Origin of the sequence: Halorubrum aquaticum, from assembly GCF_900113615.1 — an archaeon.
Taxonomy (GTDB): domain Archaea; phylum Halobacteriota; class Halobacteria; order Halobacteriales; family Haloferacaceae; genus Halorubrum; species Halorubrum aquaticum.
The window spans coordinates 147,172-160,006 of the sequence record NZ_FOPZ01000001.1; the positions used below are offsets into that span (position 1 = coordinate 147,172).

A 12,835-nucleotide genomic window follows, 5' to 3' on the forward strand; every position below is an offset into this window, starting at 1 on the left:
TCTCCGGCGCTCCCGGAGGCTCGTGACGCGGCTTCGCCGCGGCGCGGCGGTTCGACTCCGCCGGTGGGTTTCCCCCTTGGGGGGTGAATGCAAATGAGCGACAAAAACGGAATCGAGATATCACGGCGGAAGGCACTCGCCGGCATCGGCGGCATCGGCGTCGCGAGCGCCGGCGCCGGGATCGGCACGAGCGCCTACTTCAGCGACACGGAATCGTTCGACGGAAACACGCTCACGGCGGGCGAACTGGACCTGAAGGTCGACTGGCAACAGTCGTACTACGGCGCGTCGGAGACGATCGTCCCGATCAACGCGTACCCGGACCACGACGGTGACGGGCTCCAGTCGATCGACGACGACACCGAGTACGTACTCGACAACGCCGACGGCGAGAACGAGCCGATCGAGATCACGTGTAACGACCTCGAGAGTGGTGCGGACCTTCCAGAGGACGTCTTCGCCTCGCCGAACCGTACGCCGGACAACGGCGGACCGATCGACCAGCAGGACTCGCTCGTAGCACTCGACGACGTGAAACCCGGCGATTGGGGAGAGGTCACGTTCAGTCTCCACCTCTGTGACAACCCGGGGTACGTCTGGCTCACCGCCGACAACTTCAGCCAGAGCGGCGGAGCGCTCACCGAGCCCGAGCAGGTCTCGATGAACGAAACGGACCCGAGTTCCGTCGTGGAGGGCGACGACACCGGCGACCTCGCAGACAATACGTACGTCGAACTCTGGTACGACGACGACTGCGACAACATCCGAGATACGGGAGGCGAGCAGAACGAAGGTGAGGAACTCGACGTGGTCATCGTCATGGACCGGTCGGGTTCGATGAGCGGATCGCTCGACGAGGCACAGCAGGGCGCGAACGCGCTCATCTCCGCGCTCAGCCCTGACGATCAGGTCGGCCTCGTCTCGTTCTCGACGGGTGGATCGGACGGCAGCGGCGGCTCGAACGATTCGACGCTCGATGCCGGGTTGACCACCGATCACGGCTCGGTCCAGACTGCGGTCAACGGCCTCACGTCCGGCGGACGGACGAACATGGAGGCGGCGGTCGAGCGCGCCCACGAGGAACTCACGGTTGCGGACACGTTCGCCGAATACGGCGAGAGCGGGGCTGCCCGCTCCGGTGCGCGGAAGATCATGGTCGTTCTCGGCGACGGGTCGCCGAACGAAGGGACGGACGTGACCGATTCGGACAACAACAGTCCGGTACAGGAGGCCAACAACGCGAAGAATGATGACAACATCCAGATCTTCACGATCGCCTACGGGACCGGGAGCCCGGGCGGGATACTGGGAGACATGGCCAGTGACCCCGCGGACTACCCCAACATCGATCAGTTCGCGTTCGACGCGGACGTCTCGGACGTCGTCTCCACGTTCCAGGAGATCGGGGGCGTCATCGGCGGCAGCGAGACGCTGATCCTCGGGGAGGGCGACGGCGTACACAACAGTCCCGTTCCGCTCTCGGAGGCCATGGCGATCATGGAACGCAACGACGGCATGATCCCGCTTGACGGAACCGGCGACATGGGATACGGCGAGGGTGCCACCTCCGAGGAACGCGATTGCTTCCCGGCGAATTCCCAGAAGTGTATCGGCATGAAGTGGTGGGTGCCGACCGACGTCGGCAACGAGATCCAGGGCGACTCGGTCAGCTTCGATCTCGGGTTCTACACTGAGCAGTGCCGGCACAACGACGGAGGCGGACAGTCCGCGTCATCGTAGACGCGTAGTGAGAGCGATCATCGCCCGACACGGGCCGTGCGTCCGGGGACGGACCCCGGGCGTCGGCGGTTCGACTCCGCCGACGGGTCTCCCCTTTGGGGGTGGACACGAATGAGCGACAAAAGCGGACTCAAGATATCACGACGGAAGGCTCTCGCCGGCATCGGCGGCATCGGCGTCGCGAGCGCCGGTGCCGGTCTCGGCACGAGCGCCTACTTCAGCGACACCGAATCGTTCGAGGACAACGCCATCACGGCGGGCGAGCTCGACCTGAAGGTCGACTGGCAACAGACGTACGACGGGCCGGAAGACGATTCGTTCCCGGCGTACGGCGCTGCGGGGTACCCCTGGGTGAACGCTCACCCCGACGAGGGAGAGGGCAACGACCCGAACGGGATCCAGTCTCTGGACTCCGACCAGTACGACTCGGTTCCCGACGACGGAGTCGTGACCTACGAGGACTATGGAGCTAACATCCAGAGCTACCTCACGTGTGAGACGCTGGACCACGACTACGACTTCGGACCGAACGAGAGCCTCATCGAACTCCAGGACGTCAAGCCGGGCGACAGCGGCGAGATCACGTTCAGCTACCACCTGTGTGACAACCCCGGCTTCGTGTTCTTCTGTGCGGATCTCATCGAAGCAGGGGAGGGCGGGAACCCGGAACCCGAGGAGAACCACTCCGACGACACCGGTCCCGCCGATGAAACCGTCACCGACCCGACCGGCGGTGACGAGATCGAACTGCTGGACGCGATTCGCGTCCAGACGTGGTACGACATCGACTGCGACAACGAGTTCGACATCGTCGAGGACCCCCTCGTCGGCAGCCAGCCGACCTCGCTCCGGAACTTCCTGAGCGCGTTCGAGGACGCCGAGAACGACAACTGTGTCCTGCTCGATCCCACGGCGTACCCGGGTATCAGTACCCCTGGATCGGAGAAGGACTGCGTCGAGTTGGGCGGCGTCGAATTCACCGCTGACGGGTTCAACGTCATCGGAGACGGGCAAGTCATCAGAGTCGAGCCCGGTGCCTCGGGAGACCCGAACGACAATCTCCAGGTGTGGGTAAACCTGGTGGACCCGACCAACGGGGAGAACGTCATCATCAAGTTCGGCGAGATGGAGGTGATAGGGGGGTACGTCGAAACCTACGGAGACGGAGACCTGACCAACGTCACTCAGTTCGACTGGGACGTCATCGAACCGCCGAGCGCGGGCGGAAACGTGGTCGTCGGCAACCACGGAAACGCCGACGGCCAGGAGTTCGTGTCCAGTGACGTCGGTATGTGTGAGTCGGTGCTGACCGATGCAGGCGGGGACACGTCGACGGCCGACTTGGTCGGGAACGCGTGCTCGCGCGGGGAAAACGACGTCGGGCCGATGGACATGGATGCGGTGACGTCATTCGAACTCAGTTACTGTGCCCCTGGGTCTGGTGAGTCGCGGCCGTTCCCGGACGAGGTGACGTTCTGCCTCGGATTCGAGTGGACGCTGCCCGAGAGTGTCGGGAACGAGATCCAGTCCGACTACGTGAACTTCGATCTCGGCTTCTACACCGAGCAGGCACGCCACAACGACACTCCGGGTTCGACACTCAGAGACGACGCGAACTCGACCGGCACCTGATCGACTCCGTCGATCTCCCTAAGGGGAGCACACACGCCACATGACGAACGCACCGATCTCGCGACGACGGCTGCTCGCCGGGCTTACCGGCGGGAGCGCCGCCGCCCTGGCGGGGGTCGCACTGTCGACCGGCCGGAGCCGCGCGTACACGGACACGATGCCGCTTCGGACGGAGGCGATCGAGGGGCTCGTCCTCGACTGGCGGGAGACGTACAACGGGACGGTACTCGAGGACTCGACCGCGGGCACCGCGACCCCCACGCCGTCGGGGTCGGCCATCGCGCTCGGAAACGTCCTCCCGGGCGACGCCGGGTCGCTGAGCGTCCGCCTCCGGATCGAGACCGACGGGTCGGGGGGATCCGACGCCCCGGCGGTCGAACCCGAACTCACGTTCTCGCTGACGGACGGCGCGGAGTCGACCGCGATACGGGAGTTCCTCGACGTCGCGGTGTGGTACGACACCGGGCTCCTCGACGTCGACGCGCTGGGCTCGGACAACGCCGACCGCGACCCCGGCGAACGGCTCGTCCACCCCGACGCGAGCGGGACGTTCGGGGAGGTCGCGGAGGCGCTCGGAGACGGCGTCGTCCTCGACGCCTCGCCGAACACGCCCGGCGCGAGCTGTCTCGGAGCCGACGGGGCGGTGACGGTCACGTTCGGATGGGCGTTCCCCCCGAACCGGGAGGGGATCAACGCGGCACAGGGCGAGACGATCGAGTTCGACCTGGAGTTCGATGTCACCGAGTGTTAACGCGGTAAGCCCGGTCCGAGTATCGCCACGTACCTCGTATAACGACCTATTGAACGATGCTAACGAGCGATTCAACGAATCCGCCGATCGACGGAGGATCCTCGAGGACGAACAGCCGGCTCATACACAAGTGGGTGCTCGAGGAAGGGGGATCCGAGGATCTGACGGGGAGATCACGCATGTCCGAGGATGAGGAGTACTCGCGGCGACGGCTGCTCCGGACGCTCACGGGGACCGGCGCGGTCGGCGCGGCCGGCGGTGCCGCGACCGGCGCGTACCTCTCCGACTGGGAGCCGATCGGCGAGTCCCTGTTCCGAACGGGATCGTTCGGCCTCGAGATCGCGGCCGTTCCGCGCGACGGAACCAGGGATCCCCCCGCGATCTCGACGGACGACTTCCGGAACGTCACCACGGTACCGATCGAGTTTCCCGAGATGGAACCCGGAGACACGGGCGTTCTCCGGACCGGAACGCGACTCTGTGAGAGCCCGGGATGGGTCCGGCTGCGAGCCGAGTCGACGAACGAATCCGGACTCGCGTCGTGGCTCGACGTCACGCTCATGCGACGGCCGAGCTGTGACGGGGGCGGTAGAGAGCTGTTCGTTGGCACGCTCGCCGGTCTGCTCGATCGGTACGACGAGGCGAGAGTGATCGGAGACGGCTGCCACGGCTGTGAGCCGTCGTGTCTCGACCTCGAGTGGAAACTCGACGAGGAGGTCCCCGCCGCCTACGCCGGGATGTCGCTGTCCTGCCGGTTCGAGTTCACCGCCGTACAGTGTCGACACATCCAGAACCCCGAGGAACCATGAAACCGAACCCGACCACGTCGAAACGAGATCGAGAACGCACCGAGACGACGCCGAGGGCGCCGGTCACGTCCGTCTCCTCGGAGTCGAACGGGGGTGAACGTCCGGCATGGCGGTGAGCCTCCCGGAACGCGGACGGGTGCTCGACTGGCTCGGGTTGCTGTTGTTGCTCGCCGTCGTGGTCCCGTTCGTCGTCTACGCGGTTCCGGGCGTCGTCGGCGCGGAGGGGAGCTACGTCGTCTTGTCCGGGAGCATGGAGCCCTCCATCGGTGTGGGCGACGTCGTGATCGTCGACGGCGCGGATCCGACCGAGATCGAGGAGGGGGACGTCATCACCTACCTCCGCAGCGACGCGGAGACGCCCACCACCCATCGCGTCATCGAGGTCACGGAGCGGAACGGGGAGCGAGCCTTCATAACCCAGGGCGACGCCAACGACGACCCGGACGCCGCGCCCGTCCCGGCGTCGCGCGTCATCGGGGAAGTCGCCGTCGCGGTCCCGTACATGGGATACGTGATCGAGTTCGTGAACACGCCGGCCGGCTTCCTCGCGCTCGTCGTGGTCCCGTTCGTCCTGCTCGCGCTCTCGGAGGTCCACTCCGTGCTCGCGGGCGACGGGTCCGGCTCGACCGACTCGGTCGAGGGGGGCGACGAGAGCGACCGGCCGGGCGAACCCGACCCCGATCGATCGGCGAACGGTCCGGACGGTCCGGACGCTCCGAGCGCCGAGGCCGCCGAGATGCCGCCGATGGGACCGTTCGAGACCGCGGCGGTCGACGGCGACGGTGAACCCGGGGGCCGTGCGGCGGGTCCCGTGGACGACGGCGTGAACGGCGCGGCGAGCGCGAGCGAGGGCGCGGGCCCGATCGAGGGCGCGAACACGGCGAACACGAGCGAAGACGCCGGGACGGGCGAGAACGCGATCGCGTTCACGCGAACGGACCTCCGCCTCTCGGGTCTCGTTCTCTCGGGGACCACCGTGTACACCGGCTGGGTGGTGTCCCACGTCCAGACCACGTGGTCGTTCGCGGTCGCGTTCGGGTCCGGGTTCGGACTCCTGCTCGTCGGCGGGATGTACTACGCCGCCGGGGAGACCGACCCCGAAGACGACCTCCCTGCCGAGGAGCGGGCGGACGACCGACATCGCGACGTCGACGACGGCGTTCGCCCCACAGCACCGCACGCGTCCGTCCGAACCGACGGGGAGGGGGGATCGGGACCGACGTCCCCGGACCTCGGCATCGAAGACGGGACGCCGGAGGTGGACGATGAGTGACGACACGCCGTCGAAGGCCCTTGCGCTCGCCTCCGCGGCCACGTTGGTGCTCGCGGCGATCTCGGGCGGGGCCGTGACGTACGCGTCGTTCACGGACGCCGGAAACGTCGCCGTGACGTTCTCCGTCGGGAACGTCCCCGAGGATCCGGGTCCCGAGTTCGCGGACGACGGCACGCCGACCGTGGAGACGAGTTCGACCGGAAACGAGACCGGAGGCGACGCGAACGGGGACGCCGAGACGGATCAAAGATCGGACGAGGACTCGGTCGACGACCCCAGTCCGGATGGGTCGACGAACGAGACCACCACGACCGACTCAGCCACCAACGAGACCACGACGAACGATTCCACCGCGACTGAGTCCACTACAAACGAGACCACTACGAACGAGACCACCACGACCGACTCAGCCACCAACGAGACCGCCACGACCGAGTCCACTACGAACGAAACCACCACGACCGACACCGCCACCAACGACACGGTGACCAGTGATCGAACCGCGGCTCCGATCGGGGCGGAATCGACGAGCCGGCGTGGCGGTCGTGAGGACGCGTCGTTCCGTCTCGGGGCCCGACGCGACGGCGTATCGGGTGACGGAGAACGATGACGCCGAAGGACCCGTCCGACGACCCGCGCCGTGCCGGTATCGGTCGTGCTCGAGTCGACGGCGGCCGGATCGGGGGGCGATTCGTGACGAAACGGAACGTGCTCCGGCTGTTGATCCTGCTTTTGGTCCTCGTCCCGGTGGTCGATTACCTCCTCAGCCTGTGAGTGCGGTTCTTCTCCGTCCGGTCACGGTCGGCTCTGACCGGTCCACGTCGGGGCGAACCGAACCGGCGCGGGCCGTATCGGATCGCGTCCGGCGTCGTCCGATCACTCCTCGTCGAGGTCGGAACCGAGCCGGTTTCGGTTCGTCTCCCGGACGCACGCGGCCGACGAGATCAGGAACGCGAGGACGATGAGTCCCAGGAGGAGAACCACCGAGATCGAGTCGAACGGCGGGAGGGCGAGCGCCTCCATCACGAGGGCGGCGACGCCGATGAGCGAGAGCCCGAGGAAGTAGTAGCTCCAGGGGATCCGACTCTCGGGGACCGGTTCGAGATAGAACTCCACCTGCCGGGCTCTCGCGGTGAGTTCGACCCGTCCGGTCTCGGAGTCGTAGTGGATCACCCCGCGGTCCTCGAGCATCGGGAGGTGCGTCTGCGTCAGTCCGGCGTACACGCGCTTGCGCTGGACCGAGGTGAGGTCCTCGGCGGTCGTGTCGTTCTCACGCGCCGCCACGTACTCGACGAGGTCCCCGAACGCGACCGGACCGCCGTCGTGGGCCTTCAGGTATCTGAGGACGTGTCGTCGCCGCTCGTTACGGAGGATCTCGAAGACCGTCTCACGGGGCAACGCTCCCTCCGCGGCCGCGGATCGGTTCGGTCGGCGGCGGAGCGAGCGCATCCCGGATCACTCAGGTTTTCCGGGGCGTTCGATGAACGTCGTTTCGACGGGTTCGATACGTGTGGACGCTCGAGGAGACGAGAAACGCCGCGACGACGACCGCCACGGTCGACAGCGAGACGGCACCGTAGACCGTCTCGACGAACGCCGATCCCAGAAAGAGCAGCGCCGCGATGAGCGAGAGCCCGAGGTAGTACTGTCCCCACGGGATCTCGTGTTCGGGGACGTAATCGAGGTAGAGCTGGACGTCCTCCATCCCGTCGGTCGGACGCAACTCGCCCCGTCGGCTGTCGTACTCGATCACCCCGGTCTCGTGGAGCTTCGGGAGGTGCGTCTGTCGGAGCGCCGTGTACACCCGCTTTCGGTCCGCGTACTCGATCTCGACGACGTCCTTGTCGTTCTCCCATGCGGCGATCGTGTCGACCATCTCGGAGAGATGGAGGGATTCCTCCGACGACTCCCGGAGGTACTCGAGCACGTACCGCCGCCGTTCGTTACAGAGGACGTCGAAGATCTCGTCGCGCGTCGGCCCCTCCGAGTCGGTCGAACCGGCGTCTGAGGGGCTCGCCGCTTCGTTCGAGGCGGTGAGTTCCGTTGATCCCCCCATCGATCCGGAGACTACAGAATGGGGTCACTAAAGTTTAATTAATTTCACATTAGTCAGACAATAATTAGCGTGACGGGACTTGGATCGCTGACGAGCCGGTCACGCGATCAGTCGAGAAACGACCTCTACACGCCGAATATCGACGGATCGAAGGCGATGTACTCCCCGAAGGGTTCCGGATTGAGGGACGAGTCCCTTGGTCGTCCGTTCCCGTCGGTCGTATAAGAAAAGAAACGATAGGAACTGTTAATATGTGACGAGGTGTCAAGTACCTCAACGACGCCGCGGCGGGGTCCACGGAGCGCGGTCGCCTGCGGATCCGTCGCAGAGTCACGCGGGGACGGAAACGCCCCGCCGATCGACGCCTCCCGTAGTGAACGACGACTGACCGGCCGCGATGAAACGGCCTTTCCGCCTACCGGCGACCGGATCGGTCCGATCGACCTCGACGGGCGAAAGGAAGACGAGTACCCCGAGATGGATCAGATATCAACGGAACGAAGCGACGTACCGGACGGCGACCACGACGGATCCGCGGACCCGACACCGACCGACGGCGACTCGGATCGGATCCCGACCGACGAGGTGTTCGCGCTGTTGAGCAACGGACGACGCAGACACGTCCTGCGGTTCCTCTCCGAGAACGGCGGGGAGATCAAGCTCCGCGAGTTGGCGACGACGATCGCCGCCGAGGAGAACGGCGTGGACCCGGTCGAGGTGACCTACACCCAGCGGAAGCGCCTCTACACCTCGCTGTACCAGTCGCACCTTCCACGGATGGAGCGCAGCGGCGTGATCGAGTACGACCGAAACACCGGGCTGATAACGCTCGCACCGGCTGCGGACGACTTCGAGGCGTACCTCGAGGTGGTCGGCGAGAACGAGTTCACCTGGTCGGAGTTCTACCTCGGACTGACGGGACTCTTCGCCGCGGTCACCCTCGCGTACGCCACCGGAACGCCGCCGTTCACCGCGCTCGGCCCGGCCGTCGTGATGGCCGCGATGACGTTCCTCCTGCTCGTCTCGGCGGTCGCTCACGTCCGATACACGCGCGGCCGGCGACTCTGACCGCCGGAAAGCGGCGCGAGCGTCGACCGGCGTGACGGTGGTTTCACGGTCCCGGCCGCCGTGGCGGACCCATGGAGCTGTTCTGGCATCGACGTGACCTTCGCGTCGCGGACGACGTCGGACTCGCGGCCGCGGTCGATCGCGACGCGGTCGCGCCGGTCTTCGTCCTCGATCCCGACGTGCTCGCACACGCGAGCGACGTTCGCGTGCGTCGCCTGCTCGACGGGCTCGCGGCGCTACGCGACGCCTACCGCGACCGCGGGAGCGAACTCCTCGTGGCTCGCGGCGACCCGACGGCGGTCCTGCCGGCCGTCGCCGACGGCCTCGACGCGGATCGCGTGGTCTGGAACCGGGACTACTCGGGGCTGGCCCGCGAGCGGGACGCGGCGGTGCGGCGCGCGCTCGAGGAGGCCGGGATCGCTCGCGAGGCGCACCACGACAGGGTGTTACACACGCCCGACTCGATCCGGACGAACGCGGGCGACCCCTACTCCGTGTACTCCTACTATCGAAAGAAGTGGCGGGACCGCGAGAAGGACCCGCCGGCCCCGACGCCCGAGGCGTCGGACCTCGTCGACGGGGGAGTCCTCGCCGATATCGCGGACCGGATCGGCGAGACGGCCGTCGAGTCCGTCGATCTGATCGCCACCGGCGACCTCCCGACGCCCGACGACCTCGGGTTCGCCGAGCCGGACGCCGCGGTCGGACCCGCGGGGACCGAGGCGGCTCGGGAACGGCTCGCGGACTTCCTCGACGACGACGTGTTCGGCTACGAGGACGACCGCGACTACCCCGCTCGAGGGGCGACCTCGCGGCTCTCGACGTTCCTGAAGTACGGCGAGATCGGGGTCCGGGAGGTCTACGCCGCCACCGAGGAGGCGATGGCGGTCGCGGAGTCCGGCGACCGACCCGAGGACGACGCCGCGGAGAGCGTCGAGGAGTTCCGGGCGCAACTGGCGTGGAGCGAGTTCTACACGCAGGTGCTGTTTCACAACCCCGAGGTCGTTACTGAGAACTACAAGTCGTACGAGGCGGGGATCGACTGGCGCGACGACCCCGAGGAGATCGCCGCCTGGAAGCGCGGCGAGACGGGCTACCCGGTCGTCGACGCCGGGATGCGCCAGCTCCGCGAGGAGGCGTACGTCCACAACCGCGTCCGGATGATCGTCGCCTCCTTCCTCACGAAGGACCTGCTGGCCGACTGGCGACACGGCTACGATCACTTCCGCGAGAAGCTGGCCGACCACGACACCGGAAACGACAACGGCGGGTGGCAGTGGGCGGCCTCGACCGGCACCGACGCGCAGCCGTACTTCCGGATCTTCAACCCGATGACGCAGGGCGAACGCTACGACCCGGACGCCGAGTACGTCGCGGAGTACGTCCCCGAACTTCGCGGCGTCGACCCCGAGGTCGTCCACGGCTGGCACGAGCTCACCCCGACCCAGCGCACGAACGCCGCGCCCGACTACCCCGACCCGATCGTCGACCACTCCGCGCGCCGCGAGGAGGCGCTCGCGACGTACAAGCGCGCCCGCGGCGAGGACCCCGAGGAGTAGAGCGAAGCGGAACCGATCCCACCCGTCGGTCGCGGGACTTTATCACGCCCGGACGACAGACGGATCCATGACCGACGAGCGAGCGGGCGAGAGAGGACCCGGCCCGGATCGCGATCGAAGCTTCGAGACGAGGGAGGTCCACGCGAGCGCGAGAAACGACCAGTACGGCGCACTCGCGACGCCGATCTACGCCAACTCGACGTACGAGTACGACACGATGGACGGCCCGCGCGGCGGCCACCGCTACTCGCGGATCTCGGGGCCGACGAGGGAGGACCTGGAGGGCGCGTTCGCCGACCTGGAGGGCGCGAGCCACGCCGCCGCGTTCGCCAGCGGCATGGCCGCCATCGACGCGGTGTGCTCGCTCCTGACCGGCGGCGACCACGTCGTCGTGGGCGAGAGCGTCTACGCCGAGACCCACGAACTGTTGACCCGGGTGTACGCCGGCTACGGGATCGAGACGACCGTGGTCGACTCGACCGACCCCGGCGCGATCGCCGACGCCATGCGCGAGGAGACCGCGATGGTCTACGCCGAGACGCCGACGAACCCGACGCTCCGGATCGTCGACATCGAGGCGACCGCCGGCGTCGTCGACGACCATCCCGGGGACCCGCTGCTCGTCGTCGACAACACCTTCGCGTCGCCGTACCTCCAGCGGCCGCTCGAGCGCGGGGCCGACCTGGTCGTCGAGTCGCTCACGAAGTACGTCGGCGGCCACTCCGACGTCGTCGCCGGCGCGGTCGCGACCCGCGAGGACGACCTCGCCGAGGAGATCGCCTACTACCAGTACGCCCGCGGCGGCACTCCGGGACCCTTCGCGTGCTTTCTCGCGCTCCGTGGCATCAAGACGCTCTCGGCGCGAATGGAGCGACACTGCCGGAACGCGACGGCGGTCGCCGCGCTGCTCGACGGCCACGACGCGGTCGAGCGGGCGTACTACCCGGGCCTCGAGTCGCACCCGAACCACGCGGTCGCCCGCGAGCAGATGGCCGACTTCGGCGGCATGGTGAGCGCCGAGTTCGCCGGCGGGCGGGAGGCGGCCGCCGCCTTCGCCGCCGACCTCGACGTGTTCGTCCTCGCGGAGAGCCTCGGCGGGGTCGAGAGCCTCGCCGAACACCCGGCGACGATGACCCATCAGGACTTCTCGCGGGAGGAGCTGGAACGCGCGGGGATCCCGCCGGGGCTCGTCCGACTCAGCGTCGGTACCGAACACCGGGAGGACCTGCTCCGCGACGTCGAGGATTCGCTCGACGGACTCACGTCGTGAGTTCCTTCCGGGACGCAGGTCCCGCTCACAACCCCTCGAGCGTCCCCCGGTCGACCGCCTCCGCGTCCATCGGCTCGCCGCCGTACTCGGCGACGAACGCCTCGACGTCCGCCTCCTCGCCGAACGGGACCAGCTCCGGTCCCATCGATCCGACCACGTCGCTGCCGGCGACCACCGTGAGCTCGGTCGTCCGCGAGAACGCCGACGACTCGACGTGCGAGGAGAACGTGACGTCGGACCCCTCCTCGAAGACCTCCTGGTCGACGAGCGAGTAGTCCGTGAGGAAGGTCACGAGCGGGTCGCGGCCGCCGTCCTCGGCGTCGAACCGGTAGGTGTACGTACAGACGCTGCTACAGAACTGCGCCGGCCTGCCGCCCTCGGGCTCGTCGTCCGCGAAGTGGACCTGGCCGACCGGCCCGGGGTGATCCCGAACGATCATCCCGCACTGGTCGCAGGCGTGTTCGCCGTCGAGCGAGACCGGCGAGATCGATCCCTCGCCGTCCCCGCCCGCACCGCCACCGAGACACCCGGCCAGCGCGAGCGGGACACCGCTCGCGATCCCACCCAGCACCCGTCGCCGCGACGCCGTCGATCCGTCGTGTGTTTTCATCGACTAAACGTTCGAATTCGGCCGCCTTAGCCCCTCGGAACGGATCCGCGCGTCCGTTCGAGGAACG

At 67.5% G+C, this 12,835-nt stretch carries 13 protein-coding genes; 10 read left to right on the plus strand and 3 right to left on the minus strand.

Translation table 11 applies throughout. The annotated features are described in order from the left end of the window. Positions 1-93: 93 nt before the first annotated feature. The 7 genes from F3H10_RS00715 to F3H10_RS15875 all read left to right on the plus strand — a co-directional run bounded on the left by F3H10_RS00715 (position 94) and on the right by F3H10_RS15875 (position 6,979). A complete protein-coding gene (locus F3H10_RS00715; RefSeq protein WP_188127832.1) occupies positions 94-1,740 on the plus strand; it encodes a vWA domain-containing protein in 1,647 nt (548 codons plus the stop codon). 111 nt (positions 1,741-1,851) lie between these two features. Then, entirely contained in the window at positions 1,852-3,372 is a 1,521-nt protein-coding gene (locus F3H10_RS16205) for a M73 family metallopeptidase (RefSeq protein WP_223174154.1), read from the plus strand. Positions 3,373-3,412: 40 nt separating this feature from the next. Beyond that, a complete protein-coding gene (locus F3H10_RS00725; protein WP_149782943.1) occupies positions 3,413-4,123 on the plus strand; it encodes a hypothetical protein in 711 nt (236 codons plus the stop codon). 179 nt (positions 4,124-4,302) lie between these two features. Next, positions 4,303-4,932, plus strand: coding sequence for a hypothetical protein (locus F3H10_RS00730; RefSeq protein WP_149782944.1), 630 nt, complete (start codon positions 4,303-4,305; stop codon positions 4,930-4,932). 106 nt (positions 4,933-5,038) lie between these two features. After that, positions 5,039-6,205, plus strand: coding sequence for a signal peptidase I (locus F3H10_RS00735; protein WP_149782945.1), 1,167 nt, complete (start codon positions 5,039-5,041; stop codon positions 6,203-6,205). Then, positions 6,198-6,815 (plus strand): hypothetical protein, encoded by a 618-nt coding sequence (locus F3H10_RS00740; RefSeq protein WP_149782946.1) that lies wholly within the window; start codon positions 6,198-6,200, stop codon positions 6,813-6,815. Before F3H10_RS00735 ends, F3H10_RS00740 begins: the two co-directional genes overlap by 8 nt. Then, positions 6,812-6,979, plus strand: coding sequence for a hypothetical protein (locus F3H10_RS15875; protein ID WP_188127833.1), 168 nt, complete (start codon positions 6,812-6,814; stop codon positions 6,977-6,979). Before F3H10_RS00740 ends, F3H10_RS15875 begins: the two co-directional genes overlap by 4 nt. A gap of 102 nt (positions 6,980-7,081) precedes the next feature. Here F3H10_RS15875 and F3H10_RS00745 read toward each other — a convergent pair whose 3' ends face one another. After that, complete coding sequence (locus F3H10_RS00745; protein WP_149782947.1) at positions 7,082-7,654, minus strand: DUF7344 domain-containing protein; 573 nt, start codon at positions 7,652-7,654, stop codon at positions 7,082-7,084. A 10-nt stretch (positions 7,655-7,664) separates the two neighbouring features. Continuing rightward, positions 7,665-8,261: a DUF7344 domain-containing protein gene (locus F3H10_RS00750; RefSeq protein WP_149782948.1), complete on the minus strand. Its 597-nt coding sequence runs from the start codon at positions 8,259-8,261 to the stop codon at positions 7,665-7,667. A gap of 477 nt (positions 8,262-8,738) precedes the next feature. On the opposite strand from F3H10_RS00750, the gene F3H10_RS00755 reads away from it, so the two are divergent. From F3H10_RS00755 to F3H10_RS00765, 3 genes are all read left to right on the plus strand, one after another. Beyond that, on the plus strand, positions 8,739-9,329 hold the full coding sequence (locus F3H10_RS00755; protein WP_149782949.1) for a DUF7344 domain-containing protein: 591 nt from the start codon (positions 8,739-8,741) through the stop codon (positions 9,327-9,329). Between the two features lie 71 nt (positions 9,330-9,400). Next, positions 9,401-10,888 carry a cryptochrome/photolyase family protein gene (locus F3H10_RS00760; protein WP_149782950.1) on the plus strand — a complete coding sequence of 496 codons (1,488 nt, stop codon included), beginning with the start codon at positions 9,401-9,403 and terminating at the stop codon, positions 10,886-10,888. Between the two features lie 67 nt (positions 10,889-10,955). Then, positions 10,956-12,158 (plus strand): trans-sulfuration enzyme family protein, encoded by a 1,203-nt coding sequence (locus F3H10_RS00765; RefSeq protein ID WP_149782951.1) that lies wholly within the window; start codon positions 10,956-10,958, stop codon positions 12,156-12,158. A 25-nt stretch (positions 12,159-12,183) separates the two neighbouring features. Here the strand turns inward: F3H10_RS00765 and F3H10_RS00770 are convergent, their stop codons facing one another. Further along, positions 12,184-12,768: a nitrous oxide reductase accessory protein NosL gene (locus F3H10_RS00770; protein ID WP_149782952.1), complete on the minus strand. Its 585-nt coding sequence runs from the start codon at positions 12,766-12,768 to the stop codon at positions 12,184-12,186. Positions 12,769-12,835: the final 67 nt, after the last annotated feature.

Coding starts and splice junctions, on each gene's coding strand:
- F3H10_RS00715 (WP_188127832.1), top strand. CDS start 94: ATGAGCGACAAAAACGGAATCGAGATATCACGGCGGAAGGCACTCGCC.
- F3H10_RS16205 (WP_223174154.1), top strand. CDS start 1,852: ATGAGCGACAAAAGCGGACTCAAGATATCACGACGGAAGGCTCTCGCC.
- F3H10_RS00725 (WP_149782943.1), top strand. CDS start 3,413: ATGACGAACGCACCGATCTCGCGACGACGGCTGCTCGCCGGGCTTACC.
- F3H10_RS00730 (WP_149782944.1), top strand. CDS start 4,303: ATGTCCGAGGATGAGGAGTACTCGCGGCGACGGCTGCTCCGGACGCTC.
- F3H10_RS00735 (WP_149782945.1), top strand. CDS start 5,039: ATGGCGGTGAGCCTCCCGGAACGCGGACGGGTGCTCGACTGGCTCGGG.
- F3H10_RS00740 (WP_149782946.1), top strand. CDS start 6,198: ATGAGTGACGACACGCCGTCGAAGGCCCTTGCGCTCGCCTCCGCGGCC.
- F3H10_RS15875 (WP_188127833.1), top strand. CDS start 6,812: ATGACGCCGAAGGACCCGTCCGACGACCCGCGCCGTGCCGGTATCGGT.
- F3H10_RS00745 (WP_149782947.1), bottom strand. CDS start 7,654: ATGCGCTCGCTCCGCCGCCGACCGAACCGATCCGCGGCCGCGGAGGGA.
- F3H10_RS00750 (WP_149782948.1), bottom strand. CDS start 8,261: ATGGGGGGATCAACGGAACTCACCGCCTCGAACGAAGCGGCGAGCCCC.
- F3H10_RS00755 (WP_149782949.1), top strand. CDS start 8,739: ATGGATCAGATATCAACGGAACGAAGCGACGTACCGGACGGCGACCAC.
- F3H10_RS00760 (WP_149782950.1), top strand. CDS start 9,401: ATGGAGCTGTTCTGGCATCGACGTGACCTTCGCGTCGCGGACGACGTC.
- F3H10_RS00765 (WP_149782951.1), top strand. CDS start 10,956: ATGACCGACGAGCGAGCGGGCGAGAGAGGACCCGGCCCGGATCGCGAT.
- F3H10_RS00770 (WP_149782952.1), bottom strand. CDS start 12,768: ATGAAAACACACGACGGATCGACGGCGTCGCGGCGACGGGTGCTGGGT.